Source organism: Mycolicibacterium duvalii, from assembly GCF_010726645.1.
In the GTDB taxonomy this organism is placed as follows: domain Bacteria; phylum Actinomycetota; class Actinomycetes; order Mycobacteriales; family Mycobacteriaceae; genus Mycobacterium; species Mycobacterium duvalii.
In genome coordinates, this window is record NZ_AP022563.1 from 3,242,152 (window position 1) to 3,264,049 (window position 21,898).

Here is a 21,898-nt window from a genome sequence, read left to right on the forward strand (position 1 = left end):
CGCGCTCATGCCGGTGCGGGCCGATACCCCGCGGCCGAGTTGCGCAACGCCCAGATCTGAGCCGGGCACAACTCCTGCGCGGACTGGGCGATCAGGTATGACGCCTGATACTCGTCCGAAGTGTGTGGAAGTCCCCCTTGAGCTCACTGATCAGCTGCGCGTACGGCACTCCGGCGACGATCCGGTCGCAGACGCTGTAGCCGTAGCTCAGCGCGTGGTCGGTATTCGCGAAGTTGTACCCGGGCCGGACCGTCACGTTGACAAGGTAGGCCACCTGATCGGCGTGGGCCGTCGGCATGTTGAGCGCCGCCGCGGCCGCCGTGGCGAGCGCACCCATCGCCGGCCGGGCAGCTGATCTGCGTCGTTTCATGAGTACGAAAAAACGTAATTCATTTAGCTGTTTCCGGGGTTAGTCTTTTCGATCATGACGTCCCAGTGCGCAGTCCGGCGGTGCGCAGTGAGCGCCGCGCTGTTGTCGTTGATGATCCCCGCGACAGCTGTGCCGAACGCCCAGGCCGACAACAAGCGCCTGAATGAGAGTGTCTTCGTCAACATCTACACCGCACAGAAACAGAACGGGTGCCCGACTGAACCAAAGCTGGACGGCCGACTGGTCGAGGCGGCGCGCCTGCACACGCTCGACGTGCTCAACAACCCGAACCTCAACGGGGACATCGGTTCCGACGGTTCCACGCCGCAAGACCGGGCCAGCAGACAGGGATTCGTCGGCAAGGTCTCCGAGACCGTGGCCATCAACCCGGCGCTGGCGATCAGCGGCATCGAGATCCTCGGCCAGTGGTGGTGGGACCCGCCGCGGCGCGCCATCATGCAGGACTGCGCAAACACCGCCATCGGAGTGTGGTCGGAGAACAGCCTGGCGCGCTCCGTGGTCGTGGCGGTGTACGGCCAGCCCGGGTTGTAGTCAGTCCCTCAGTTCGGCACGCAGCCGCTTCTTGTCCACCTTGCCGCTTGCCAAGACCGGCAGCTCGGCGACCAGCACCAGTCGACGCGGGACCTTGTAGCGGGCCAAGCTCTGCCGGACGCCGCCCTGAATCGTCTCCAACGTCGGCGAGGCGCCCACCGACGGCACCACCACCGCGCAGACCGCCTCCCCCCACTTCTCGTCGGGCACGCCCACCACTGCGCAGGCCGCCACCCCGTCGAGCGCGGAGATCGCACCCTCCACCTCAGGCGAATAGACGTTCTCCCCGCCGCTGATGATCACGTCCTTCTTGCGGTCCACCAGGTACAGCAGCCCACGCTCGTCCATGCGGCCCACATCGCCGGTGCGACACCACCCGTCGAACAGGGTCACTGCGGTGGCCGCGGGATCGTCGAGGTAGCCGCGGAATGCAGAGTCAGACTGCACCACGATCTCGCCGGTCTGCCCCGACGGCAGATCGCGACCGTCGTCGCCGACGATGCGCACCCGGGTGCCCGGAAACGGGAAGCCCACTGACTGAAGCCGCTCCTCGGCCTGCGGGTCGTCAAGTGCGTGGAGTTCGCGCGGCAGCCCCGACACGATGACCTCGGTCTGGCCGTACAGGTTGAGGAAGCCGACGCCGGGCAGCGTGGACAGAGCCCGCTGCAGGGTGGTCGCCGAGATCGGCGCAGCCGAATAGATGACCGTGTGCAGGCTGTCCGTGACGTCGGCATCGGTGAGCGCATCGAGCAATGCCTTGAGCATCACCGGCGCAAGGTGCAGCAGCGTGATCCGCTCGGAGGCGATCAGTCGGACGGCGTCCGCGGCGTCGAACTGGTGCTGCAGGACCACCGTTCCACCGCGCGCGTGCAGACCGCCGATGATCGCGAGTGCCCCGACGTGGAACATCGGCATGTTGATCAGACCGCGATCGGCACTGCCGCAACGCATTTCGCTGTTCATCGTGTGCGCGACCCTGCGTAGCTCGCGCTGTCCGATCACGCAGCACTTGGACGCGCCGGTGGTACCGCTGGTGAACAGCAGGCACGCGACGTCATCGGCCGTGGCGATGAACTCGGGTTCGCCACCCCGGCCGCTCTCGATGAACCGTTCGTAGCCGATCGTCGCCGGGGACGCCGCACCACCGATCGCCACCAGGACCGGTGGCGACGGCCACTGCGCGACGACGTCGGCGATCACCGTGGCGAACTCCTCGGCGACGAATACGATCGCCGGCTTCACACGTCGCACAACGTCAGCCATCTCCGGCGACGAGAGCCGAAAGTTGATGGTGGCCAGGACGATTCCACCGAGCTGCGTTGCGGCGATCACTTCACCGAACTCGATGCTGTTGCGACTCAGCACCGCGATCCGATCCTGGTGCCCCACTCCCGCCGCCGCCATCGCCGACACCAGCCGCACCGCGCGGTCCCGCAACTGCGCATGGGTGAGGGTGCGGTCGCCGTGCCGGTAGGCGACGATGTCAGGGAAGCGGACCGCGTTGTCGGTCACGATGTCTCCGAGCGTCAGGTCGCCGGCGGCGATGCTCTCCATCGGCGTGAAATTACCTGCTGCTCAGCAGCATCGACCCGGCCACCGGACCGCCGCCGACCCCCACGGCGACCACCTCCGGAGTCTTGGGGGCCTGCCGTTCACCGCCTTCGCCCCACAGTTGCACACACGCTTCATGCAGGAATCCCATGCCGTGCAAACGCCCGCCGGAGAGTTGGCCGCCGCTGGTGTTGATCGGCAGCGGGCCGTCGAGCGCGATGCGCGAACCGTCGCCCAAGAACTCGCCGACCTTGCCGTGGTCGCAGAAGCCCAATGCTTCCAACCACATGACGGTCAGGAATGAGAAGCCGTCGTACAACTGGGCCATGTCGACGTCGGCCGGTTTCAGCGTCGTGTGCTCCCATAGCGTCGCCGCCGAATCGTGCGCAGCCATCGTGGTGATGTCCGCGCGCTGGTCCCAGGTGGCGCGCTCGAACATGCCCGGCCCGACGGACTCGACGGTCAGGGGGTGCCGGGGCAGTCCCTTCGCGGCGTCGCGCCGCGAGACGATGACCGCGGTGGCGCCGTCGCAGGGCACGTCGCAGTCGTAGAGGCACAGCGGCTCCGAAATCATGCGCGCACTGAGGTAATCGTCCATCGTCATCGGCTCGCGATAGACCGCGTCCGGGTTCAATCCCGCGTTGGTGCGGGCGTTGATCGCAATGCGGCCGAGGTGCTGGCGCGTCAGGCCGAAGTCGTGCATATAGCGCTGCGCGGGCATGGCCAGCCAGTTCGCCGCTGACAGGGCCCCGAACGGGGCCACCCACTCAAGGTGCGGGGGTAGTTCGCCGCCACCGAACAGCACCGAGGCGCGGCCGCCGCCGGCCTGCTGCGCGGCGGTGGATTCCCACACCGACCGGTACACCACGACGTGGTTGGCCAACCCGAGGCTGACGGCCATGCACGCCTCGATCGCCGGGCCGATCTGACCTGCCGTCTCCATCGCCGAGACATACCACCGCGAGCGCAACCCCAACGCGTTACGGACCTCCTGCACCGTCGCCCCGGAGAAGCCGGCGTCGGGCACGCCCGGTCCCGGGTAGCTGGCGATTCCGTCGACGTCGTCGACGCTGAGCCCGGCATCCTCGATGGCACGGAGCACCGCCTCGACCGTCAGGTCCAGCCCGGTGCGACCCAGTCGGCGGCCGACCTGAGACTTGCCCGCCCCGGTCAGCACCGCTTTGCCCTCGAACGGACCACCCTTCACAAGCGATCCCGCTTCTCTTGTCGCTGGTCGGTCATCCGTTCGCCTCCAGTGCGTTCAGTAATAGGTTTGGCGCTTTGACCATACGTCTGACGTCGAACACGTCAGAAGATCGCCCGAACGATGAGGTCTACTACCGCGGCGGGCTTCTCAGAGCCCTCGAGTTCGACCGTGTGCCGCATCGTCAAGTTCGCGGTCGTCTCGTTGGCCTTCGCGACGTCGACGAGTACGGATCGCGCCCGGATCCGGCTGTTCGCCGTGACCGCCGACAGGAAGCGGACCTTGTTCAGCCCGTAGTTCAGCCTCATCTTCGAGTTGACAATCCGGTAGTTGTCCGCCGAGAGCGTCGGGATCAGGGATAGCGTGAGGAATCCGTGCGCGATCGTGGCACCGTATTGACTTTCGGCCTTCGCCCGCTCGACATCGACATGGATCCATTGGTGGTCATCGGTGACATCGGCGAAGGCGTCGATCATCTGCTGATCCACCAGCCGCCACTCACCGACACCAAGCTCTTCTCCGACCGCTTGTTCCGCTTCCTCGATGGATCCGATGACCTTCATAAACGTCCGCCTTTCGATATAAGAGGTGCGTTCCGAGCTCACCGGTCGAGGAGTCGCTCGACGTCTCGTCACCGCGCTGACCCACGTCACGACGCGACCAAGTATACCGCTATCTATTTAACGGTATAGACTGACGACGCTCACCGGGCATCGCGCCCGACTCGCCCGACGACCCTGGGAGATACATGGCCACCACCACATCCCGCGCAGCGATCGTGGCCGCTGCCCGCACCGCGATCGGGACGGCACGCAGAGGCACCCTCGCCAACGTTCCCGCGATCGAGTTGGCCAAGCCCGTCGTCGCGGCGGTCGTCGAACGGTCCGGCCTCGATCCGGCCGCCTTCGACGACCTGGTACTGGCCGAAAGCATGCAGGGCGGCGGCGACAGCGCCCGCTACATCGCCGTGGCGCTGGGCCTGGTCGACATTCCCGGGATCGCCGTCAATCGACAGTGCGCATCGAGCCTGTCCGCCATCGCGGTGGGCGCTGGGCAGATCGCCTCCGGCATGAGCCGTGCCATCCTCGCCGGCGGCATGGAGTCGCTGTCCACCGGACCGATCATGCAGAAGCGCAAGCCCTTCACGTCGGGCAAGTCACCCGAGGACTACGAGCAGTGGTTCCCCGAATCGCATCCGCCGACCGCGGAAGCGCCCGCGATGGACATGTCCATCACCGTCGCGCACAACTGCAACGTCCAGTACGGGATCACCCGCCAAGACCAGGACGAATGGGCGCTGCGTAGCCATCAACGCGCCGTCAAGGCCATCGACGCCGGATCGTTCACCGACGAGATCATCCCGATCCAGGTTCCCCAGGCAGACGGGACCACGATCACCTTCGCCGAGGACGAGCATCCGCGGCGCGGTAGTTCGATGGAGTCCCTCGCCGGATTGAAGGTATTGCACCCGGAGATCGAGGGCTTCTCGGTCACCGCAGGCAACTCCTCGGGCATCAACGACGCCGCGGCGGTCGTCGCGCTGGCGGCTCCCGACACTGCGCAGGACGTGCTTGCCAACGTGCTGTCGTGGACGCAGGTCGGGCTGGACCCGACCCGCACCGGCAGCGGACCGATCAAGGCGATCCCGAAGGCGCTGGAACTGTCAGGCCGCAAGCTCGAGGACGTCGCGCTCTTCGAGATCAACGAGGCGTTCGCCGCGCAGGCCGTGGCGTGTGCCCGCGAACTCGGCCTCAACGAGGAGATCGTCAACGTGTACGGCTCGGGCATCAGTCTCGGCCACCCGATCGCCGCGACCGGAGCCCGGATGGTCACTTCGGCGATCTACGAACTGCGCCGCCGCGGCGGCGGCATCGGCGTGCTGTCCATGTGCGCGGGCGGCGGCATGGGCGCCGCGATGGTCATCGAGGTGGCCTGACATGAGCGCACTGATCACCGAGGGATTGTTCCGGCTGGACGGCGAGCGCGCGGTGCTGTTCGCGTCCCGCAGGCGGTCGTCGGGCGTGGTGAAGTTCCCCGCCGAACGGCCCGAACTCTTCGACGGCGACCCCGAGATCCAGGACGACATCGAAAAGATCGAATTGTCCACCGAGGGAACGCTGTACACCTACACCACGCAGGAGTTCCTGCCGCCGCTGCCATACAAGGGCAAGCGCGATCCGAAGGCGTTCAGGCCTTACGTGGTCGGCTTCGTCGAGTTGGCTGAGGGCGTGCTGGTGGAGTCGCTGATCGTCGGCGCGACCGCCGAGCAGCTGCAGATCGGCCAGCGCCTGGTGTCGACCACCACGACGCTCGAGACCGACGACGGCAAGTCACTGGTGACGTTCGCGTTCCGTCCCACCACGTAGGGTCCACGATGTGACCGACCTGGGCAGCCCGCCGTTCGGGCTTCATCCCCTGCACGGCGTGCACCAACCGACGACCGGCAATCCGCCGCGTCGCCCCGGATCCGCTCGACGGACCACGTCGATCGACATGACCCGGGACGACGGCACTTTGGACCCCGTGCACCTCAACGGTCGCGCCAGGGACCTTCGGACGGCGCCCGACGGCACCGCTACCGTGCTCGGCGAGGCCGGTTTGTCGGCCACCATCGAACTGGTCGCCCGCGTCGTCCGGCACGTCGAAGTCACACCGCCGGTCGATGCGGTGTCACACCTCTCCGGCGCACCGGCGATGAGCGGTTTTCGCGCGGCCGCCGACAAGGCGGCCCCGGACCTGCGCGCCGCTCGCGACCTGCGCTACACGCTGCTCGACGACGTCCCCGTGGCGACACTGATCTCCGGCCACGCCCTGTCCGCGTCAGGCCTGCTGGGGCATTACGCGCAGTCCGGGTACCTACCGGTGGCCGACCAGTGCGCTGGATTTGCCACCGGCGGCCTCCTGATGAACTCCTTCGAAACCGGCGATCCTGCCGTGGTCACCGGGCCCGCAGCGCCGGATCTCGACGGCGGTGATGACCGGTGGGCGTGGCACCGGATGCCGCCGTTGCCGGTGAACGGCATGCGCCGGCGCCGGCGCATCGACGTCTACGACGACGGTGACGGGCGAATCGGCATCGACGCCATGTTCCGCGACACCTATGTGCGGACCGACGCCGTGGAGACGATCATCCACGAGTACACCCTGGCCGCGGCTGTCGACGCCGACACCGGAGTGATCCTCGAGTCACACGCCACTCCGCGAGTGCTGCCCTGGCAGGAATGCCCGGGCGCAGTGGCCAGCGCCGAGCGGATCGCCGGAATGACACTGCGCGAACTGCACTTCCGGGTTCGGCAGGAGTTGTTCGGCACCAGCACGTGCACCCATCTCAACGATCTGCTGCGCAGCGTCGCCGACGCCGAGGCGCTGATCGACCAGATGCGCGCGGCCTAATCCCGCGCCTTCCCCGCACGCTTGACCGCCGATGTCCGCGGTGTGAGCGATGCTGCGAGCAGATTGCGGAGAATCCCCTCCTCACCGCCGTCCTCTGGATTCGCAGGTTCAGACATGAGGCTGAAGTTGATTCGAGTCACCCAACGGGCCAACGTGTCCGGGGAGAGATCATCGCGCACTTCCCCGGCCGCCGCAGCGCCGGCGATACGATGACCGAGCGCTTCGGCGAGCTTGTCACGCCACAGGTCTGAGTGCTCGGCCGCATGGTAGGTGTGCGCCGCTTCGTCGTTGTGAATGAGTAGTCGGATGATCGGCGATGTGCGGGCTGCGGCATTTCCGGCAAGACACGCCGCGACCAGACGATCGAGGAAAGGCTCGTCTGTACGCCAGCAATGGTCGGCGGCGGCGAGCACGCCGTCAAGGGCACGAACGAACGAGGAAACGAGAATCGCGTCTTTGTTCGGGAAGTAGTAGTAGACCGTGGATCGGTTGACGCCCGCCTTGTTGGCGATGTCACTCATGCGGGTGCGGGTCGGTCCACGGTCGGCATAGCAGGCTTCCGCGGCTGCCAGCAGTCGTTCTCGCGCTTCGTCCTCGTTCAGCGGTAAGTCCGCGCCCCAGGCGCCGGCACGATTCACCTCCGGGTGCGCGGTCACGAGTCAGGAGCTTACCTCCGGCTATTGCTCCTGTCCGACAAAATTACCTATTGTGTTGTAGACCCAACAACTGCGCGATATTTGTCTGATGTGACTAACTCTTGTGGTCCACGACGAGTGCAGCAAAGGAGAGCAGACATGCTGAGCGTCGTCGATCAACTGGCTACGCGGGCGGATCTCATCCCCAAGGATCCGGCACCGGAACTGATCAAATCGATGACGTGGCAGGTCTCCATGCTGGCCGTCACAGTGATCCTGGCAGCGCTGGTCTTCGGCTACGCCCTCAGGACGTGGCGCACCACCGGACGCTCCGAAATGTTCTGGATCACGCTCGGAGCGCTGGCCGCGGTGTTCTACGAGCCTCTCGGTGACTACATGGTCGACATCACCTATCACCGGTCAGGCGCACTGACCTCGCTGACCGGTTTCAGCGGCACCATCCCACTGTGGGTGTTGTTCATGTACCCCGTCTTCTGGGGCCCGGCGATCCTGTACTTGGTCACCCGCCTCGAGACCGGCCTTGCCATGAAACGGTGGATGGGCCTGTTCGCCTTGTCCATCCCCTTCACGTTGTTCTTCGAGGTGCCGATGCTCCAACTCGGCCTCTACCAGTACTACGGATCGCAGCAGCCCATCGCGGTCTGGGGATACCCCCTCTGGATGGCCTTCTCCAACACCGCCGCCATCTTCGTGGTGTCCCTGCTGGTCCATGCCGCCAGGAAGACCGCGCTGGTGCGTGGGCGCCCCGCCTACCTCGTGCTCCTCGTGCCGAGCTTCATCATCGGCGTTGGCGTGACCACGATCGTCCCGATCGGCTTGGCCATGAGCTCCACCACCTCGCTGCTCATCATCAACCTGTGCGCCACGGTGTCAGCGGTTCTGTCGGTCGCGTACGCCTGGGTCGGGTTCAAGATGGTCATGCCGTCGACCCCGACGCAGTCCCTGGCTGCCGAGAAGGACGCCGTCGCAGCCTGATCGACGCCGGGGAGGGACGGAGTACAGCGAATATCAGATCACCCGGCCGACCGGCGGAGGCCAATCGAACTACTTCGCTGCACCCGTGACCTCGGGCGGAGTCGTCACACGCGTGCAGGAAACGGCTGACACGTGTGGTGGGCGACCATCGCCGACCCCGGTGGGCCGAGCGTGTTCTTGTGCCGGATCTGGCGGCGATAGAACAACTGACACAGCTGCCCGTCGTGCCGACCGCCGTCTGCCAGCACGAACTGCTCCAGCGCCGCATCACCTTCCTGCCACGTCGCCGGTCGATGGCCGAGCACCGGGACGAGGTCATCGAGATCGGAGTTGGTGAACTCCACGCCGACTTCGTCTTCCCGCTGCACGTGGCGGGCGAAGCGGAACGCGCCGCGTAACCGGTACCGGATGTACTCGTCGTCGGTGTCGATTCCGCGCAGCATCCCGACGAGTTGATCGTGCGCAGTAGCGGCCCGTGTCACCGTCGCCGCGGGGAGCTCCGGCGGTTCGAGCTCGAGGCCGAGGCGCTCCCCCAGCGCCTCGATGGCGTGCAAGTTCGTCTCGCTGCACCAGTGCAGGTTGGTCATGTAGTCCGACTCGGGCAGCGGATCGTTCAGCGAGTTCCGGAAGGCGAGTTCATTGGTAAGGGCAAAGGCGATGTGGTGCAACTGAATTGCGTCCATGTCGACGGGGAAGCCGCCGGCCCGCTCGTATTCCTGATACAGCTTCTCGAAGTCTCCGAAGTGCAGAACGGTGTCCCGCATCCTCGGCGCGGCCAGGTCCATCATCGGGTCGCCGATGTGACCGGCCTCGACGTCGAGGATCGCCCGCAGCTGTCCGTCCTTCTGGTGCAACTGACCCGAGTCCCACACGATGGCCGACTCACGCCCCTTGGTGTCCACAGGATTTCGCTTCAGCCAACCCAGGACGAACTCCAGCAGCGGGTTGGGCGCATTCTTGCCTGCCCGCCACACGGCCTCGAAGCGGCCGATGCCGTAGCTCCCGATCCCGGCCGGAGTCGCGGCCCGCTGGATACCTGCTTCGAGGAACGGCTTCAGCGGCAGGCGGTGAAGCCTCGCGAGCTGCCCCATGTAGTCGCGCATCAGGAGGTCGCGCTGATCGGTGGTGAGGCCCTCGAATCCGGGTTGGCCGTCGACGCGGTCCATCACGTAGGCGGGCAGCTCATCGATCCATCCGTACACCGTGGGGACCGGAATGCCCTGCTCGGACATCACCCGCTGCAGTGACATCTCGTGACGCAACGGGAACTGCATGGGTATCCCGGCGCCGCGCTCACCACGAACGACCAACGGCAATTCCTCGCCGTCGCGCTCGGCATCGACCAACCAGGCGTAGCGCCATCGCGCCTGACGCGTGACGGTTAGGACGCGCGCACCCATGTGCTGGGTGATCCAACTCGAGATGGCGGCTTCGTCGCTCGACGTCTGACGACGGGCCTGCGCTGCAGCGGATCCCGCGCTGGCGACGATCCTCGTCGACAGCGTCCTGTGTCGCCGGCGGTTATCGGGGTCGACCGGCATCAGAATTCAATCCTGATGCGCTCAGAGGATGGCCGGGCTTGGCATCCCAGCACAATGCCGTCCGCGATGTCGTCATCGTCGAGCACGCCGTGGGTATCCATCTCGACCTTCCCGTCGATCAGAACGCATTGGCATGTGCCGCAATCACCTTCACGGCAGGAGTAGGGCGCTTCGATCCCCTGGTCGACGAGCAGGTCGATCAAGGTGTCTTTCGGTGTCCATGTCAGCGTGTGGGTCGAACCGTTCAGCTCGACGACCACCTCGGCGGTCAGCTGGTCATCGGCAGAATCGCCGATTTGATCGACACTCACCGGCCTGCCGACGAACGGATCCCCGGACAGTGAAACAAAGTTCTCAATGTGGATCTGGGTGCGCGGTGTTCCCAGACTTTCGATCGCACTGCGCGCGCTCTTCATGAATGGTGCTGGGCCGCAGATGAAAACGTCATGGTCCACGAATGGTGCGAGGAGTGGTGTCAGGGTCGCGTCATTGGGCAGGCCCTGCACACTCTCAAGCCAATGGATAACTGTCAGCCGATCAGAATGCTCAGCAACGAGTTCGCGCAGCGCCTCGGCGAAGATGATGGCATCAGGGTCCCTGTTGGCGTAGATGAGCACCACTCGCCCGCGCCCCTGGGCCAACACGGACTTGGTGATGGACATCATGGGGGTGATGCCGCTGCCGCCGGCAAGCAGCAGTAGATCCTTGTCCAAGTCGTCGGGACTGAAAATGCCGGCCGGAGGCAAGCATTCGAAACTCATCACCTGGACGGACGTTGTCGCACAACCAATTCGAGGCATACCCCGCAGCGGTACGCTTCACCGTCACAGCCAGCCGCTTGTCGGTGTCCGGCGAGCTGCACAAAGAATAGCAACGGGCGACGAACCCCGTCCGCTCGCTCGGCACTCGCAACGTCAGGAACTGGCCAGGCCGGTAACCGACATCGCAACCATTGGGTGGGTCGAACACGATGGTGACAGCGTCGGCGGTCTCGGCGACGACGTCGGCCACTGTGAGTGTCCAATTCGGAACTGGCACTGGGTGTTTGAGCTTAGTCAGTGGGCGCCGGATGGCGCGAGTTTCGCCTCAGCAGGCTCCGCGTCGGGATAAAAGCCACGCGCCCAACGGCGCAATTGCCGGAACCCTGCGGCTTCGGAGGCGGTCAGGCCCGGCGGATCCATGTAGACCTGACTGTCCCAAATCGCGATGTCGTCCGGCAACGCGGCTTGCGCAACCGTCAGGCGCTCGTCGTAATTTCCGTTGGCCTGGTCAATCCAGTACGTGGAGAATATGTCTGATGTGTCGTCGTCGACGGGAGTGGCGCAGATGGCGATGACGCGAAAGCCCTCGCGGGTGTGCTCGCCGTTGAACGATATGCCGAGGCCAGACCAGTAGATCTCCAAGGTGTTGGTCGTCTCGCCCGGCCGGTCGACGCCCTCACTCCACCGTCGGCCGAAACCCACCTTCGCCGACCACGTCACGTCGTCGGTATCCTCCCGTAGCACGACCGGACTGATCGGGGTCTTGTGCACGAACCGGAAGTGATGCGGATCGACGGCGTTCTCGGCGATGACTTGCGGATGCACGTGGATTCCGGCGAATTTGAGCCGGGCTTCCGGGCCGACTGGGAAGTAGTCCCGATCGTGAATGTGTTCCCCGAGCACCCGCAGTCCGTCGGGCACCTCCCACATCGGAGCGCGCCCGGCGGCGTCGTGCCAGATGTAGATGGACTCGTTGAGTTCGGTGACCGGCCAGGACCGAACCTTGCGACCTCGATTGGGCCGGTTCTCGTAGGGGATCCGCACGTTGCGGCCCTCCCCGTTCCACACCCAGCCATGGAACGGACACTGGATACCGTCCTCGACGACGCAGCCACCCTTGGACAGGTTGGCGCCGAGATGCTGGCAGTGGGCATTGAGTACGTGCACCGCCCCCTGCAGGTCTCGAAAGGCGACGAGTTCGACGCCGAAGTAGCGCAACGGGATGACGTCGCCCTCGGCCAGGTCGGCACTCCACGCGACCTGGAACCACCCGGTCGGCTGCATGCTGGGTAGACCATTCACGATTGCTCCTTCATCGATTGGGATACGCCATCGGCACTATTTCTCGACCCTAGCGGGAATGGCGTTCCCAAACAATGATGATGCTACTTTGGGAAATGTATTCCCAGGAAATGGAGCCGCCCCATGAGCGACGACGGTCACCAATCGGAACGGGATGCGATCCTGCGGGCGGCATACCGGTTGATCAGTCATGGCTCGAGCACCGGAACGACGTCGATCGAGAACATCCTTCGAACCGCCGGGGTGAACCGGCGGATCTTCTACCGGCACTTCGCCTCCAAGGACGACCTGATCATCGCGATGCAGGAGTGGGCCGGCGAGCTGATCTTGGCTGACCTGCGCAAAGCGGTCGCTGCCGCCGACACGCCAGCAGCGGCAATCATCGCCTGGATCGAGGACTATCTGAGCATCGGCTGGCAGGAGGCACGATTCCGCGATGCCTTGGCGTTCATGTCCACGGAGGTCACGGGAGCGCCGGGTATCGCAGCGGCATTGGAGGCGACGTACGCGCGGCACCGCGAGCCGCTGGCCGCGGCGTTGGCCGCCGGCCTGGCCGACGGCAGCCTGCCCAACGCGCGCCCCGAACTCGATTCCTTCGCCATCCACGCGATCGCCGTCCGTCACCTCGAAGCCCGCATCCGCGGGCGGCTCGACACCGATTTCGACGAGGTGCGCAACCAGGTCGTCGCGCTGATCCTGACGGGGCTGTCCGCCCCCGCGGTGCAGCCCCCACCGATTGGTGTGGGGCACTAGCGGGAATGGCGTTCCCAGACAATGTCCCGATTATTGGGAAAGCCATTCTCGAGACAGGCCGGAAGCCCGGTCGACGGCCGATGCACAGCGATCGTCGATGCCGACCACTCGACGAGAAGATGCCGATGTACGGTTTCGAGGGCCCGGCCGAGACGTTCAAGAGCGCGGTTTCCCACTCAACCGCTCGTGCGATTGCCGAATGGACACCGTCACCGTGCAACTCAGGTCCTGCCGCAACTACTCAATCCATCGCACCAAACGCCTTGAGCCACATGTGCTTGACACCCAACCTCCCAGAAAGGCATGACTTTCAATGACGATCACAGGAGCCGATCTCGAGCACTTCATCCGGCGCTGGTATGAATTGTGGAACGACCAGGACAAGCAGCGCTGGCTGCAGCACTGGAAGCACGCCGCGCCAGGCGAACCGACGCTCGAGGACCCGGTCGGAACACCGGTCAAACGTGGCTGGGAACTGGCCGCCGAACTGTGGGATCGCACCGGGCCGAATCACCCGGCCGTTCGCATCGAGCAGATCATCCTCGGCGGATCCGAGGCCGTCGTCGTGTGCCACAACGAAGGCACCTACCAGGGCGAGGCACTCGTCATCCCCAGCGTCGATGTGTGGCGAGTCAACGCCGACGGCACCAGCTCCGTGCGCAGCTTCTGGGAGATCCCCGACCACATCCCCTACGGAAAGTGGACCGCGAAAACCGGCAGCGCACCGGCCAGCTGATCCAAGGATCCGGTCATGGAGGAGATCTGTCGCGAGTGCGGTTTCGATCAGTCCGAGACGCTACCGTCGGACGTCGCCACGGAGTTGTCACCGATGTCCCAGGCGATCGGCGCCAGCGTCCTTGCCATCTCTGGTGATGAGCTTCGGCGCAGACCGGCAGCCACGGTATGGTCCCCGCTGGAGTACCTGGGGCACCTACGGGAGTCGATGGCGTTCCACCGCTGGCTCATCGAGTGTGCGCTGTCCGAAAACAATCCGCTGATACCAGCGGTGGACCCGGACGAGTCAGTCGCCCAGTCCGCCTACAACGACGCCGATCCGCATGAACTGCTCGCGCAGTTCGAGCGACGGATCCAACGGCTCGCCGATGCGCTAATTGCGTTGGACGACGATTCCGCCGACCACCCGGTGACGCTCGACGGTCGGGAGATCTCAGTTGCGCTCGTCGCGCGCAGCGCCTGGCATGAATGCCATCATCACCTCGGTGACATTCGACGCCTGGGAGGTCTTGACCCGTAGAGCTTCTGGGGTTTGCCCGTCAGCGAGGGCCCGGTGTGGCGTCGCCGAGTTGGTCCGACTCGGCAGATTCGGGGTCGCTGGCGGCGGCCGCGCCTCGTTTGTCGGCGGGGTCGATATCCTTGAGCGACTTCTCGTCGGCGATCGGCTGGCTCGTATCGAAGCCTGACATGTGGTGCTCCTTCGGTGTCCGAATGAGCCGGCGCGAGGCTGGACCGGCGTCGTCTACGGTTCCACGGTTACCCACACCGGTCGGTGGTTAGACGGCTGATCCCGACGCGCCGAGAACCGCCATCGCCGTAATCATTTCGGCGACCACCGCGATCATTTCGTCGCGGTCGACGGCAACGGTCTGCCGATTCACCGTGTGCCAGGCCCGGTCGAGCAAGCCCATCACCGCAACGCCGATGACGTCCGGTGAGTGGGCGCCGGCCCTGGAGATAGCCTGTCCCAACTTCCACGACGCGCGAGTCACCATGCGATTGCGCGAGTTTCGAAACGCATCGTCGTCAGGGGCGGAGTGCGCCGACGCCAGCACGAACGCACCGTGATGATCCATGTAGTCGAAGTAGTGGCCCACCCACACCCGAATGTCGGCGGGACTCAACGGCGCCTCCGCCTCCGCCCATTCGGCGATGACAGCCAGGACGTCGTGATACGCCGTCTGGCCGAGGACGTTGAAGATCTCGCGCTTGTCCTTGAAGTACGTGTAGAAGCCCGCGCGCGAGATACCGCAAGCCTCGGTGATTGCGTTGATGGGCGTGCCGGCATATCCGCGCTCGAGAAAAAGTCGACGGCTTGCCTTCAGGATTGCCGCGCGGGTCCGCTCACCGCGGGTGGCGTCCTGTGGCGACGCGTCAGGAGCACTTGAGGCGACCGTCATGTGGCGACGCTATATGACAACATCGTCAAGCGCAATAACTGCACTTGAAGACAGCTATCGAACTTCTTCACGGCAATACTTGACACAACCGTCAAGTTGCGCCAGGCTCATACGCAAGCCCGATGTAGAGCAGCGAGAGGCACAACGATGACCCAGTTCACCGACGCACCGATCTTCGACGCCGATCAGCACATGTACGAGACCCCGGATGCACTGCTGAAGTTCCTGCCGGAGAAGCACAAGAAATCCGTGCAGTTCGTCCAGATAGGCCGGCATACCCGGATCGCGATCTTGAACAAGATCACCGATTACATGCCGAACCCGACCTTCGAGCGGGTCGCTGCGCCCGGTGCGCACGAAAAGTTCTACTCCGGCCAGAACCCTGAGGGATTGACGATGCGCGAGATGTCCGGCCGGGGCATCGACTGCCCGCCAGGGGCGCGCAACCCCGAGGACCGCATCGCCGAACTCAATGGCCAAGGCGTCGAAGCGTGTATCAACTACCCCACCCTGGCCAACCTGGTCGAACACTCCTCGGCCGAGGACCCTGAACTGACCGCGGCGATCATCCATTCACTGAATCAGTGGATGCACGAGCACTGGGGGTTCAACCACGAGAACCGGATCTACTCGACACCGGTGATCAACCTGGGCATCGTCGAGGAGGGCCGCCGCGAACTCGAATACATTCTCGAGAACGGCGCCAAGGTCGCGTTGATCAAGCCCGCACCGGTCAAGGGGTACAAGGGTTGGCGCTCCCCCGCGCTGCCGGAGTTCGACCCGTTCTGGCGCGACGTCGAGGCGGCCGGGCTGCCGATCGTGCTGCATGCCAGCCAACCCCCGCTGCAGGAGTACATCGAGAAGTGGGAACCCGCCGACACCAGCAGCGCCTTCGAGATGTCGGCGTTCAAGTGGACCGCGCTGGGCCATCGCGAGATCGCCGACATGCTGACCAGCCTGATCTGCCACGGCACGCTCACCCGGTTCCCGAAGCTGCGCATCGCCAGCGTGGAGAACGGAAGTGCTTGGATCAAGCCGCTGTTCGATGATCTGGAGATGACCTACAAGAAGATGCCGCAGAACTTCGAAGAGCATCCGCACGAGGTGTTCCGCCGTAACTGCTGGGTCAGCCCGTTCTGGGAGGGCTCGGTCGCCGACGTCGTCGAGACCGTCGGATGGGACAAGGTCATGTTCGGCTCGGACTGGCCCCACCCCGAAGGCCTCGCCACCCCCAAGGGCTACTTCAAGTACGCCGAAGGCATGGACGTTCGCCGCACGTACGACTTCATGGGTGACAACGCCCGCCGCTTCATGGGACTCCCGCTGGCCAACCCCGATCCGGAGGCGGTCAAGCCCCCCGCGCTGGCGAACGCATGAATCAGTGATCAACTTCTGCCGCGGAATAGCTTGTAGCCCAATACAAGCTATTCCGCGGTTGGTTTGACGACCTCAGTCCGACGTACTCCACTGGGTGACCGACGAAGTGAATCCGTTGCCGAGTTTGGCAAGAATCCACGGCGGCAGACGTTTGGGCATCGGTAGCGGGACCGGTCGGGCCCCACGCTCCTGGAGGAGCGCTTCGTAGGCGGATGTGTCACCGCCGAACGGCTGGCCCTCGCCGGCGATGAACCCGTACAGCTCGCAGCCCTGCGGGCCGGCCTCCCACGGGCCGAAAACGTCACCCCACTCCAGCATGATGTGCGTGCCGGCGCGGGCGACGATGTCGCCACAACGAATCTCACCGGCCAGGATGAAGTTGCTGTGATCGCCGGTGTGGCCGTGCTGCGAGGAGATTGCACCCGGATCCCACTTGTTCCAGAACGCGAAGTAGCGCGGTGTCAGCTCGATCCACTTCTCCCAGATCGACGCCGTGTGACCATCCGCGAACTCGTAGCGCAGCATCTCCTCAGCTGGTACGTCGTCGAGGTGCTTGATCGACGGTCCACCTCTCACGAACACTTCCTTTCTTTGCGCGGACTACAGATGAGCTTCACCGAGATGTTGAGTTGATCGACATGCCCACGTCCGGGATAACCTCGCCAATTACAAGGTGCCGCGCACCATCACAGTGCTCGACGCACTCCCCCGCAGTAGCACCGGCAAGATCGTCCGTCGCGAGCTGCAATCCCTCGTCGAGCGGGCCGGCGACACCCCCTAGGTCGGTAGGTCACCGATCCCTCGCCAACCCGAACCGCCTTTGCCCCTATAGGTCTCCGAAGTGGGCGGCGGCGGGACAGGACAACCCTCGGTGTCCTTGATGTCGAAGAACCGGGATACCGCGCAGTTCCCAGTGCCGGCAGCAGGTGGTCAGCCGGCGGGCCGCCTCAGTCGCTGGCCGGTAGCGGCTTGGCCTCCTTGAGTGCCAGCGCGGTGGCACCGACACTCAGAGTCCCCGCCCCCGCCTTCGTGACGAGGACTTCGGCATCGGTCGCGTCGACGTAGCGCTTACCCATCGCATTGCCGTCGGCGAACGCCGGATCCAGCTGCGCGTCCGCGGGCCGATCGGCGTCCAGCGGCAGCATCGGCAAGCCACCGCAGCGCAGGTCGTCGAGGCTCTCGGCCGCCTTGACGACGATCACCTGCGTGTCGCACACCTGACTCTGCAGGCGGGTTCCATTCTTGATCATGTTACGTTCCTTTACCTTTCAACGTTCGCGTCGCGAAGATCCGCAACGATCTCGCGACGAAGCAGCTTGCCGGTGGCGTTGGTCGGCAACTCGTCACGGAATACGACCCGGTCGGGAGTGCGCGAACCCCGCAGGAACTTCCGTACGTGCTCGCGCAGTTCGTCGGGATCGGGGTCGACGCCCGTGGCAGGCACCACGACGGCGACGATAGCCTGCCCCCAATTCGGATCTTCTACCCCGACGACGGCCACTGCGTGCACGTCGGGGTGCTCGATGAGCACGTCCTCCAGCTCGGCAGGCGCGATGTTCTCGCCGCCGCGAATGATCGTGTCGTCGGAGCGCCCGCTGATGAACAGATACCCGGCTTCGTCGAGCGTGGCGATGTCCCTCGTCGGGAACCAGCCCTCGTCGTCCAAGACGGACCCGATCCCGGTGTACTTTCCAGAGACCTGCTCACCGCGCACGAACAGTTCGCCCGACTCCCCCGCTCCGAGCACCTTGCCGTGCTCGTCACGGATCTGCACCTCGATGCCGGGCACCGGCTGGCCCACCGAACCGAGCCGCTTCGCGATCGTCTCGTCGGGGTTGCCGTGCGCGTCGCGATGGTCGTCAGGCGTCAACACCGCAATGGTCGAACTGGTCTCGGTCAGGCCATAGGCGTTGACGAAACCGACGTTCGGCAACAGGTCGAGCGCCTTGCGCACCAACGGGAGTCCGACCTTCGAGCCGCCGTAGGCCAGGTTGCGCAACGTCGGCAGGTCGGTCGGCTCCTGCTCCAGCGCGGTCACGATGCGGTCCAGCATGGTCGGCACCACGGTGGCGGTGGTCACCCGCTCGTCGGCGACGAGGCGCACCCATTCGCGGGCGTCGAAGTTCGGCAGGTACACAATCTTGCGGCCGGCGTACAGATTCGACATCGCCGCGTTGACGCCGGCGATGTGGTACGGCGGCACGCAGATCAGCGCCGCGTCGTCGGGATCGGCCGAACCGAACTCGACGGTGCCGGTGATATAGCTGGTGAGGTTGGTGTGCGACAGCTCGACCGCCTTCGGCTTCGACGTCGTGCCCGAGGTGAACAGCACGATCGCCACGGCGTCGGGGTCGGCGAACTCCGCTGCCGGTTCCGCGGTGCGCGCCGCCTCGAGGAACTCCTCGGACTCGATCACGCGGTCAGCGGCATCGCCGACGGCGTCGCGATAGCGCTTGTCGACGATCACCAGCGGATCGGGTAGTCGTTCGATCAACTCCTGGACACCGTCGGTGCTCAACCGGTAATTGAGCGGGGTGTACGCGCGTGCGGCGCGCGCCGAAGCGAAGATCAGCAGCGGCTGCATCGCGCCGCCCAGGCCGACGTACACCACGTGCGCGGCACCCGACGCCGCGATCACCCCCGCACCGCCATCGGCCAGCGCGCTGAGTTCTCCGATCGTCAGTCGGGTGTCCCCGTCCACCAACGCAGCCCGACCGGGGTCGCCCGAGACCGCCATCTCCAACAACAACGAAATGCTCAACGCCCTGCCTTCACTACTCCGAGTACGGCGATCCTAGACCCCGGTCACAGAATCAGCTATATAGTTATAGGCTTACAGGCATCCAAGTCAACGCGCACTCCTGCCGACGGTGGGAACGACATGACGCCTTGCCGAAAGGAACGCAATGACCAGCACGCCCGAGATCGCCATCATCGGCGTCGGAATCCACCCCTTCGGACGGTACGAGGATCGGTCGGCGCTGGAAATGGGTGCCGTGGCGATCAGCCGGGCGTTGCGCGACGCCGGCGTCCCGTGGTCGGACGTAGGCAGCCTGTATGCGGGCAGCCTCGAGGTGGCGAACCCGGAGGCCGTGACCGGGCTGGCGGGGATGACCGGAATCCCGGCACGGGCGACGCTGAGCGGCTGCGCTACCGGCAACTCGCTGCTGACCCTGGCCGCCCGTGACGTTCAGCTCGGCGAGGCCGACATCGCCGTCGGCGTCGGGCTCGACAAGCACCCGCGCGGCGCGTTCGGAGCCGACCCGTCGGTCTCGGGATTGCCGCAGTGGTACGGCGATCAGGGCATGTTCCTCACGACGCACTACTTCGGCACCAAGATCATGCGGTACATGCACGACCACGGCATCAGCGAGGAGACACTGGCCCGCGTCGCGGCCAAGAACATGGAGAACGGCGAACTCGCGCCGCATGCCTGGCGCCGCAAGCCCATGAGTATCGACGCGATTCTGAGCTCTCCCGTTGTGAACGCGCCGCTGCGTCAGTACATGTACTGCAATCCCAACGAAGGGGCCGCCGCCGTGGTGGTGTGCCGTGCCGACAAGGCCAAGCAGTACACCGATACCCCGATCTACCTGCGCTCGACCGCGCTTCGGAGTCGACGCGAGGGCGCCTACGAACTGCTGCGGACGTCGATCGAACTGCCGATCAGGCCCGGCACCACGGCCGAGGCCGCGCAGGCCGCCTACGAATTGGCCGGCATCGGCCCCGACGACGTCGACGTCGCACAGTTGCAGGACACCGACTCCGGGTCGGAGGTCATCCACATGGCCGAGACCGGGCTCTGCAAGGACGGTGAGCAGGAGGCACTGCTCGCCGACGGGGCCACCAAGATCGGCGGGCGGCTGCCGATCAACACCGATGGTGGACTCATCGCCAATGGTGAACCGGTTGGGGCCTCGGGACTGCGCCAGGTCTACGAGCTCGTGCAGCAGCTGCGCGGTACCGCCGGTGACCGCCAGGTACCCAATGATCCGCGGGTCGGGCTCGCTCAGCTGTACGGGGCGCCCGGAACCGCCGCCGTCGCCATCCTCTCCAAGTAATCGACGAAGGGGTTCACAGCAGATGACCGACACTCAGGCCGACTCGCGTCCCCGCGCCGAGGTGGATCTCGACCACCACTCGGCTGAGTTTCGCGAGGATCCGCACGGCACCTTCCGCAAAATGCGCGAATCAGGTTGTCCTGTAGCTCATTCCGACCACTACGAGGGCTTCTGGGCGCTGGTCGACTACGCGTCGGTGTTCGAAGCCGCCCGCGACGACGCCCTCTTCAACTCCTTCCCGTCAGTCGGCGTGCCGGCCAGCGAGATGCCTCTACCGATCCTGCCGATCGAGTCAGACCCGCCTGAGACCCAGGAGCTGCGCGAGGTCACTCTGCGGCGGTTCTCGCCGGGTTCGGCGGAGCGGTTTCGCGAGAGCGCCATCGAGATGACCAACGAGGCCATCGACGCGTTCATCGAGCGCGGCGAATGCGACCTCGTCGGCGAGCTCACCACACCACTACCGGCGCGACTCATCCTGCGGCTGCTGAAGTTCGACGAGTCGCGGCACATGGATTGGGTGCGCTGGGTGCACAGCACCGTGCACGACCGCGCCCACGACCCGGAGAAGGCCGGGATCGCCGGCATGGAGATGTTCGGTGAAATCGTCAAGCACATGGAGGAGCGCCGGGCGGAGGGGCTGGGCGACGACCTGTTCAGCGACATCCTGCGTGGCACGCTGAACGGCAAGCCGCTCGACGACGGGCAGATCACCATGTACACGGTGCTGATGATGCTCGGGGGCATGGACACCACCAGCGGGTTCACCGGCAACGTGCTTGCCCGCCTGTGCCGCGACACCGACCTGCGGCAGCAGTTCATCGATGATCCGGGCCTGATCAAGAAGGGCACCGACGAGCTGCTGCGGCTGTATACGCCGACCCTCGGCCTCGCGCGCACGGTGTCTCGCGACGCCGAGTTCCACGGCCAGCCACTTTGTCAGGGCGACCGCGCGATCCTGATGTGGGCCGCGGCCAACCGAGACCCGGCCGTGTTCGAGGATCCCGACAAACTGGACCTGTCGCGCCCGAATGCCAAGAAGCAGATGGCATTCGGGGTCGGCATGCACCGCTGCCTCGGGTCCCATTACGCCAAGATGATGTTCGAGGTGATGATGACCCAGATCCTGAAGCGACTGCCCGACTTCGAACTGGCGGCGGAACCCGAACTCTTCGAAGACGCAGGTGAGGTGTACGCCGTGCGTAAGCTGCGGGTCAGGTTCACGCCGGGCAAGCGGTTGGGCTGACAACAGCGTGTCCGCGTGTTCGGC

22 protein-coding genes and 2 pseudogenes are annotated in these 21,898 nt (G+C 65.2%); 11 read left to right on the forward strand and 13 right to left on the reverse strand.

Going from position 1 to position 21,898, the window contains the following annotated elements; all coding sequences use genetic code 11:
- Window positions 1-5: 5 nt before the first annotated feature.
- Window positions 6-370: pseudogene (locus G6N31_RS15285) on the reverse strand (DUF732 domain-containing protein).
- 54 nt (window positions 371-424) lie between these two features.
- Here G6N31_RS15285 and G6N31_RS15290 point away from each other — a divergent pair.
- Window positions 425-922 carry a CAP domain-containing protein gene (locus tag G6N31_RS15290; protein ID WP_069412446.1) on the forward strand — a complete coding sequence of 166 codons (498 nt, stop codon included), beginning with the start codon at window positions 425-427 and terminating at the stop codon, window positions 920-922.
- Here G6N31_RS15290 and G6N31_RS15295 read toward each other — a convergent pair whose 3' ends face one another.
- The 3 genes from G6N31_RS15295 to G6N31_RS15305 form a co-directional block, all read right to left on the reverse strand.
- A complete protein-coding gene (locus G6N31_RS15295) occupies window positions 923-2,476 on the reverse strand; it encodes a class I adenylate-forming enzyme family protein (protein WP_069412447.1) in 1,554 nt (517 codons plus the stop codon). It lies immediately after the preceding gene.
- A 10-nt stretch (window positions 2,477-2,486) separates the two neighbouring features.
- Window positions 2,487-3,680 carry a thiolase family protein gene (locus G6N31_RS15300; protein ID WP_069412448.1) on the reverse strand — a complete coding sequence of 398 codons (1,194 nt, stop codon included), beginning with the start codon at window positions 3,678-3,680 and terminating at the stop codon, window positions 2,487-2,489.
- A 101-nt stretch (window positions 3,681-3,781) separates the two neighbouring features.
- A complete protein-coding gene (locus tag G6N31_RS15305) occupies window positions 3,782-4,240 on the reverse strand; it encodes a MaoC family dehydratase (protein ID WP_069412449.1) in 459 nt (152 codons plus the stop codon).
- Window positions 4,241-4,425: 185 nt separating this feature from the next.
- Here G6N31_RS15305 and G6N31_RS15310 point away from each other — a divergent pair, with 185 nt between their 5' ends.
- The 3 genes from G6N31_RS15310 to G6N31_RS15320 are packed head-to-tail and all read left to right on the forward strand — an operon-like array spanning window position 4,426 to window position 7,070.
- A complete protein-coding gene (locus G6N31_RS15310) occupies window positions 4,426-5,613 on the forward strand; it encodes a thiolase family protein (protein ID WP_098002329.1) in 1,188 nt (395 codons plus the stop codon).
- Between the two features lies 1 nt (window position 5,614).
- Complete coding sequence (locus G6N31_RS15315; RefSeq protein WP_069412451.1) at window positions 5,615-6,043, forward strand: Zn-ribbon domain-containing OB-fold protein; 429 nt, start codon at window positions 5,615-5,617, stop codon at window positions 6,041-6,043.
- Between the two features lie 10 nt (window positions 6,044-6,053).
- Window positions 6,054-7,070: a DUF2889 domain-containing protein gene (locus G6N31_RS15320; protein ID WP_179964189.1), complete on the forward strand. Its 1,017-nt coding sequence runs from the start codon at window positions 6,054-6,056 to the stop codon at window positions 7,068-7,070.
- On the opposite strand, the gene G6N31_RS15325 is transcribed toward G6N31_RS15320, so the two are convergent.
- The gene (locus G6N31_RS15325; RefSeq protein WP_234815201.1) at window positions 7,067-7,726 is read right to left on the reverse strand and encodes a TetR/AcrR family transcriptional regulator; all 660 of its coding nucleotides are present in this window, start codon (window positions 7,724-7,726) and stop codon (window positions 7,067-7,069) included. The genes G6N31_RS15320 and G6N31_RS15325 overlap by 4 nt on opposite strands.
- Window positions 7,727-7,864: 138 nt before the next feature.
- Between G6N31_RS15325 and G6N31_RS15330 the strand changes: the two genes are divergently transcribed.
- Entirely contained in the window at window positions 7,865-8,701 is an 837-nt protein-coding gene (locus G6N31_RS15330) for a hypothetical protein (protein ID WP_098002328.1), read from the forward strand.
- A 104-nt stretch (window positions 8,702-8,805) separates the two neighbouring features.
- Here the strand turns inward: G6N31_RS15330 and G6N31_RS15335 are convergent, their stop codons facing one another.
- From G6N31_RS15335 to G6N31_RS15345, 3 genes and pseudogenes are all read right to left on the reverse strand, one after another.
- A complete protein-coding gene (locus G6N31_RS15335; RefSeq protein ID WP_098002327.1) occupies window positions 8,806-10,242 on the reverse strand; it encodes a phosphotransferase in 1,437 nt (478 codons plus the stop codon).
- A pseudogene (locus tag G6N31_RS15340) lies at window positions 10,242-11,301 on the reverse strand (2Fe-2S iron-sulfur cluster-binding protein). The gene G6N31_RS15335 and the pseudogene G6N31_RS15340 overlap by 1 nt, the downstream one beginning before the upstream one ends.
- Window positions 11,298-12,305 carry a Rieske 2Fe-2S domain-containing protein gene (locus G6N31_RS15345; RefSeq protein ID WP_098002326.1) on the reverse strand — a complete coding sequence of 336 codons (1,008 nt, stop codon included), beginning with the start codon at window positions 12,303-12,305 and terminating at the stop codon, window positions 11,298-11,300. The pseudogene G6N31_RS15340 and the gene G6N31_RS15345 overlap by 4 nt, the downstream one beginning before the upstream one ends.
- A 123-nt stretch (window positions 12,306-12,428) precedes the next feature.
- On the opposite strand from G6N31_RS15345, the gene G6N31_RS15350 reads away from it, so the two are divergent.
- The 3 genes from G6N31_RS15350 (at window position 12,429) to G6N31_RS15360 (ending at window position 14,313) form a co-directional block, all read left to right on the forward strand.
- On the forward strand, window positions 12,429-13,058 hold the full coding sequence (locus tag G6N31_RS15350) for a TetR/AcrR family transcriptional regulator (RefSeq protein WP_098002325.1): 630 nt from the start codon (window positions 12,429-12,431) through the stop codon (window positions 13,056-13,058).
- Window positions 13,059-13,371: 313 nt separating this feature from the next.
- Window positions 13,372-13,794: a nuclear transport factor 2 family protein gene (locus tag G6N31_RS15355; protein ID WP_098002324.1), complete on the forward strand. Its 423-nt coding sequence runs from the start codon at window positions 13,372-13,374 to the stop codon at window positions 13,792-13,794.
- Between the two features lie 93 nt (window positions 13,795-13,887).
- Window positions 13,888-14,313 carry a DinB family protein gene (locus G6N31_RS15360; RefSeq protein ID WP_234815200.1) on the forward strand — a complete coding sequence of 142 codons (426 nt, stop codon included), beginning with the start codon at window positions 13,888-13,890 and terminating at the stop codon, window positions 14,311-14,313.
- 19 nt (window positions 14,314-14,332) lie between these two features.
- Here the strand turns inward: G6N31_RS15360 and G6N31_RS27055 are convergent, their stop codons facing one another.
- Together G6N31_RS27055 and G6N31_RS15365 are read right to left on the reverse strand one after the other, a co-directional pair.
- Window positions 14,333-14,482, reverse strand: coding sequence for a hypothetical protein (locus tag G6N31_RS27055; RefSeq protein ID WP_165614533.1), 150 nt, complete (start codon window positions 14,480-14,482; stop codon window positions 14,333-14,335).
- An 87-nt stretch (window positions 14,483-14,569) separates the two neighbouring features.
- Window positions 14,570-15,193: a TetR/AcrR family transcriptional regulator gene (locus G6N31_RS15365; protein WP_069412458.1), complete on the reverse strand. Its 624-nt coding sequence runs from the start codon at window positions 15,191-15,193 to the stop codon at window positions 14,570-14,572.
- Window positions 15,194-15,340: 147 nt separating this feature from the next.
- Here G6N31_RS15365 and G6N31_RS15370 point away from each other — a divergent pair, with 147 nt between their 5' ends.
- Window positions 15,341-16,570 (forward strand): amidohydrolase family protein, encoded by a 1,230-nt coding sequence (locus G6N31_RS15370; RefSeq protein WP_098002322.1) that lies wholly within the window; start codon window positions 15,341-15,343, stop codon window positions 16,568-16,570.
- A gap of 72 nt (window positions 16,571-16,642) precedes the next feature.
- Here G6N31_RS15370 and G6N31_RS15375 read toward each other — a convergent pair whose 3' ends face one another.
- The 3 genes from G6N31_RS15375 to G6N31_RS15385 form a co-directional block, all read right to left on the reverse strand.
- Window positions 16,643-17,146: a hypothetical protein gene (locus G6N31_RS15375; protein ID WP_069412701.1), complete on the reverse strand. Its 504-nt coding sequence runs from the start codon at window positions 17,144-17,146 to the stop codon at window positions 16,643-16,645.
- Between the two features lie 371 nt (window positions 17,147-17,517).
- Window positions 17,518-17,820 carry a hypothetical protein gene (locus G6N31_RS15380; RefSeq protein ID WP_069412460.1) on the reverse strand — a complete coding sequence of 101 codons (303 nt, stop codon included), beginning with the start codon at window positions 17,818-17,820 and terminating at the stop codon, window positions 17,518-17,520.
- 11 nt (window positions 17,821-17,831) lie between these two features.
- Window positions 17,832-19,331: a class I adenylate-forming enzyme family protein gene (locus G6N31_RS15385; RefSeq protein ID WP_098002321.1), complete on the reverse strand. Its 1,500-nt coding sequence runs from the start codon at window positions 19,329-19,331 to the stop codon at window positions 17,832-17,834.
- A 145-nt stretch (window positions 19,332-19,476) separates the two neighbouring features.
- Here G6N31_RS15385 and G6N31_RS15390 point away from each other — a divergent pair, with 145 nt between their 5' ends.
- Complete coding sequence (locus G6N31_RS15390; RefSeq protein WP_098002320.1) at window positions 19,477-20,631, forward strand: thiolase family protein; 1,155 nt, start codon at window positions 19,477-19,479, stop codon at window positions 20,629-20,631.
- 22 nt (window positions 20,632-20,653) lie between these two features.
- Window positions 20,654-21,874, forward strand: a complete 1,221-nt coding sequence (locus G6N31_RS15395) for a cytochrome P450 (protein WP_069412463.1) — start codon at window positions 20,654-20,656, stop codon at window positions 21,872-21,874.
- Window positions 21,875-21,898 lie beyond the last annotated feature (24 nt).